The sequence below is a fragment of the uncultured Cyclobacterium sp. genome (assembly GCF_963976465.1).
Lineage (GTDB): Bacteria > Bacteroidota > Bacteroidia > Cytophagales > Cyclobacteriaceae > Cyclobacterium.
The window spans coordinates 1-4,145 of the sequence record NZ_CAXBOC010000484.1 but is presented as its reverse complement, the minus strand read 5'-3'; the positions used below and the strand labels follow the sequence as shown (position 1 = coordinate 4,145).

General features: G+C 39.2%; 4 protein-coding genes and 1 pseudogene. 3 read left to right on the top strand and 2 right to left on the bottom strand.

What is annotated here, in order from left to right:
• The 3 genes and pseudogenes from AAC037_RS20760 to AAC037_RS20750 form a co-directional block, all read left to right on the top strand.
• Window positions 1-262: pseudogene (locus tag AAC037_RS20760) on the top strand (DNA polymerase III subunit beta); the annotation flags it as partial.
• Between the two features lie 546 nt (window positions 263-808).
• The gene (locus tag AAC037_RS20755) at window positions 809-1,372 is read left to right on the top strand and encodes a type 1 glutamine amidotransferase domain-containing protein (RefSeq protein ID WP_339905300.1); all 564 of its coding nucleotides are present in this window, start codon (window positions 809-811) and stop codon (window positions 1,370-1,372) included.
• Window positions 1,350-2,750 carry a M23 family metallopeptidase gene (locus AAC037_RS20750; protein WP_339905299.1) on the top strand — a complete coding sequence of 467 codons (1,401 nt, stop codon included), beginning with the start codon at window positions 1,350-1,352 and terminating at the stop codon, window positions 2,748-2,750. Before AAC037_RS20755 ends, AAC037_RS20750 begins: the two co-directional genes overlap by 23 nt.
• Window positions 2,751-2,810: 60 nt before the next feature.
• Here the strand turns inward: AAC037_RS20750 and AAC037_RS20745 are convergent, their stop codons facing one another.
• Window positions 2,811-3,473, bottom strand: a complete 663-nt coding sequence (locus AAC037_RS20745; RefSeq protein ID WP_339905298.1) for a hypothetical protein — start codon at window positions 3,471-3,473, stop codon at window positions 2,811-2,813.
• Window positions 3,474-3,543: 70 nt separating this feature from the next.
• On the bottom strand, window positions 3,544-4,145 hold a 602-nt coding region (locus tag AAC037_RS20740; protein ID WP_339905297.1), incomplete at its 5' end, for a DNA-processing protein DprA.

The window sequence follows — 4,145 nt, the reverse complement described above, 5'->3', positions numbered from 1 at the left end:
TGAATTGCAAATTTCAGCCGAAGATCTTGATTTCTCCAATGAAGCAAATGAGAGACTCTCTTGTGAACATGAAGGAGAGGATATTGAAATTGGTTTTAATGCTAAGTTTTTAGTAGAAATGTTAAACAACATTTCAGCCAAAGAAGTGACCTTGAAGTTTAGTGCTCCAAATAGAGCAGGCTTAATTTTACCTTCTGATCTTAATGAAAACGAAGACATCTTGATGCTTGTAATGCCGGTAATGTTGAGCAACTACGTATAAAATATTAACCTTACATTAAAAATATTTTTTTAAAGCCCTGTTTTTCAGGGCTTTTTTTTTGATCTAATTTATTTTCGATAGATCAGGGTTTTGTGCAGAGCTTTTACTATAAATCTGGAATATATCAAATCTACTAATAGGAGCTGTAGTCGCTTTAAAATCAGTTGCCTTTTTGCTTTTTAGCGATTTTTATCGGTTGAAACCCACCTTGAGAAAGTTTGAGGCAAGCATTAGTAACCCTATTAAATAATGCCACTTGAATTTTATTATCAGGGAATTATTTCACTTTTTAGCTCGCTGCTATAATGCCTAAGGCATCGGCTAATTTTACGTTACTTTCTTTACATCCAATTCATTGCTCCACTTTTTATCAAATTCGGGTTAAATAAAATGTAGGAAAGGCCAAGCATCGCCAACTTCCTTTGTACTACCGTAATGAGAAGGATTTCACCGGGATTTCTTCTTAAATAACAAATAATTCAAAGTTTAGCATGGAATTTGAATTATATCCCTAAAAAATTGACTAAAAATAAACCGATCGTAAAAATGAGTAAATTAAAAGGTAAAAAAATAGCTTTAATTACAGAGAATGGATTTGAAGAAGTGGAATTTACTTCACCTAAATCAGCATTGGAGGAACAAGGAGCATTGGTGGAGGTGATTTCACCCAATGAAGGGATGATTAAGTCTTGGGACAAGACGGACTGGGGCAAGGATTTCAAGGTGGATAAGCACCTGCAGGAGGCCAATCCTGAAGATTATGATGCTGTATTGATTCCTGGTGGTGTTTTAAATCCGGATAAATTACGTACCAATGAAGATGCAGTGGCTTTTATTAAACATTTCTTCTCTCTGGGCAAGCCGGTTGCTTCCATCTGCCATGGCCCCCAAGTGTTAATTGAAACAGGTGAACTGGCAGGGAGGAAAATGACCTCTTTTCCATCAATAAAACAGGACATTATCAACGCCGGTGCGGAATGGTTCGATAAAGAATGTGTTTGTGATCAGGGACTTGTTACTTCTAGGTCACCAAAAGATCTTGAAGCCTTCAATCAAAAAATGGTAGAAGAAATAGCTGAAGGGAAGCATGAGTTTCAAAATTCACACTGATTCAATAAGCTTAAGGAATCAAAAAATATTAAAAGGGCTTTATACGCAATTCCTGTTTGGAAAGGAGGCGGTAAAGCCCCTTTTTCAACCGGCCTTATGTTATTTGTTGATATTTGTTTTCTTTAGCGCTTGTCAGGCAGAGAAGCTTTTTAAAAATCAAAACCCCTATGAAAATTATCTCAATACCTTGAATAAATCAGGTTTAGAGAATTATGGAATTGCTCAAAGGTGGATCAAGAAGGGAAAGTTGATACATGCATCCAATATGAATTCGCTTAATTTACCTTATAATGAGATGACTTACTTTGACCCTTCGAAGGTGGAAGCACTGTTTCTGCGATACAAGGTAAAAGAAGGAAATAAAGTAAGTATCAAGGCTGATTTATTGACAGATTCCTCAACAACGTATTTTACCGATGTGTTTAGAAAAGATGCGGATGAGTTCACTCATCTTCACTATTCGAAAGATCAACAGAAAATTGAATATACCGTCAGACAAGATGGAGAGCATGTGCTAAGGGTGCAGCCTGAATTGCTCGGAGGAGGAGCTGTCGTTTTAAGCATAGAAGTCTCAGGATCCCTTGCCTTCCCCTTACCGGACATGCAATCCAATCAGATTGCCAGTTTTTGGGGTGATGCTAGAAGTGGTGGCGCCAGAAAGCATGAAGGAGTGGATGTATTTGCAAAAAGAGGCACACCTGTTCGAGCGGTGGTCAATGGAGTGGTAAGGAGAACCGGCCAAAACCGCTTGGGGGGTAATGTTGTTTGGGTGAATTCAGGAAGGTACAATTATTATTATGCACACTTAGATAGTCAGCTTGTTAGGGAAGGGCAAACAGTGGTCAAAGGAGATACTTTAGGTACGGTAGGTAATACCGGAAATGCCATTACCACTGCTCCGCACCTGCATTTTGGAATATACCGAAGGGGGAGAGGGGCTGTTGATCCCTTTCCATTTATCCAAGCTGCAGAGAAGCCCAAAGAAATTGCTGCTTCAGACAGTGTTTCTCTTAGAGAGTATGGCATAATTGCTGTAAATAGCGGGAATTTACGTACCTCACCGGATTTGAAATCAAAAGTAATAGCAAAACACCCCAAGTTCACTTTTTTTGACATTTTGGCGAAAAGTGGGGCGTGGTTTAGGATACAATTCCCGGATCAATCAATTGGTTTTGCACATCAGTCTATACTAGAAATCTCAAATCCACAAACCAAGGAAATAGCACTTGAATCAACAGATGCTTTGTATGCGTTTTTTGATCGTGGCTTACTCCCCTCCTCCAACTTTGTGGGACAAGGAAAGGTACTTGGCACTTTCGAAAACATGGTTCATATACAATTAAAATCCGGAATAAGAATATGGATGAAGGAAAGATGAAAGTATTCTGTTGTTGAGAACATACACCTGGCTGTGTTCAGCAGCTAATTTTGCTTCACTTTACTTTTTGTTTACTTCCACATTGGAAAACCAAATGATTTTTTCTCCATTTTTCATTCGATGGTCCAGGGCAATCATTAAACCACTAAAATCTTTTTCATTTTCCCAGGTAAAAGCCCTCCCTTCGGCTGCATTCCCTTTTCTAAAAACCCATTCTTTGATCATATTGTTATCATCGACATAAAGGTCGTAGGCATCACCCGGGGTGTAACCATCCTCATTGTTGTATAGGATGGTAAGTTTGGTAGTGGGATCTCCGTTGATGGGAGAGTTTTGGTTTTTAGTGATTTCTGTAGCGTACCCTTCATCCCAAGCCAATTGGAATGGGTAGAGCAACCAATATTTGTCGTTGATGAATTTATGGTCAACATCTTTTAATTGTTCCGTCTTCTCTGCGATTAAGTAAGTGATACTTGTGTCGGCATCTGAATAGGAGACTTCACCTTTGACCAGGTCCCACTTCCAATCTCTGACCATGACGGTAGCACTATCTCTTCTTACATTCCAGGTATAAGAAATGGATTGTACCTCATCTAACTGATCATAGCCATATGCTTTTGCTATTTTCATCGGTAGGGTGTCGTCGGTGGTGTTGCTTACTTGGCTTTCACAACCTAATAACACAAGTAGACTAAATATTAAAGATAGAAATGAAGGTTTCATAATAATATTTTTTAGGTCAGTATAATTCAATGTAATCAAAAAAGGCGATTGGGCCATATGGTTTACGCATTTATTGTTTGCTATGGAGCCATTGATATCTTTTTCCCGGAAAGGCCTTTACAAAACCCAGAAATTCCAAATTGAGTAGTTTAACCGCCAAGGTACTAATTGGAACATCTAAATCATGACTCAGCCAATTTACTTCCACCTCCTTCTTGTCGAAAATTCTCTCCAGAATTTTGTTCTCCAAGGGATCTAGCAAAGAAGTGTCAGGAAAGACCTTTTGAGCAGGAGACTCTCTTGAATCCATGTCCCAAGACAAGGAGTTTACAATTTCCTTGGAACTCATATAGATGCCGGCTTTCATATTCCTTATCAGGTCGTTGCAGCCTTCGCTGTATTTGGATTGGAGGTTCCCGGGCACAGCAAATACCTCACGGTTATAACTAAAGGCTATTTCTGCTGTGATCAGTGCACCTCCTTTTTTGGCTGCTTCCACCACAATCAAAGCATCTGATAAACCGGCTATGATTCGATTTCTTTGAGGGAAGTTACTTGGGCTCATTTCTGTGCCTAATTTGTACTCAGTAAGCAGTCCGCCACAATCCATCATTTGCTCAGCTATTTTTCTATGTGTGGAGGGGTAAATGGTATTGAGGTCGGAGCCCATCA

Excerpts from the sequence above, each read along its gene's own strand:
- AAC037_RS20745 (WP_339905298.1), bottom strand. The coding sequence starts at position 3,473 with ATGAAACCTTCATTTCTATCTTTAATATTTAGTCTACTTGTGTTATTA.
- AAC037_RS20755 (WP_339905300.1), top strand. The coding sequence starts at position 809 with ATGAGTAAATTAAAAGGTAAAAAAATAGCTTTAATTACAGAGAATGGA.
- AAC037_RS20750 (WP_339905299.1), top strand. The coding sequence starts at position 1,350 with ATGAGTTTCAAAATTCACACTGATTCAATAAGCTTAAGGAATCAAAAA.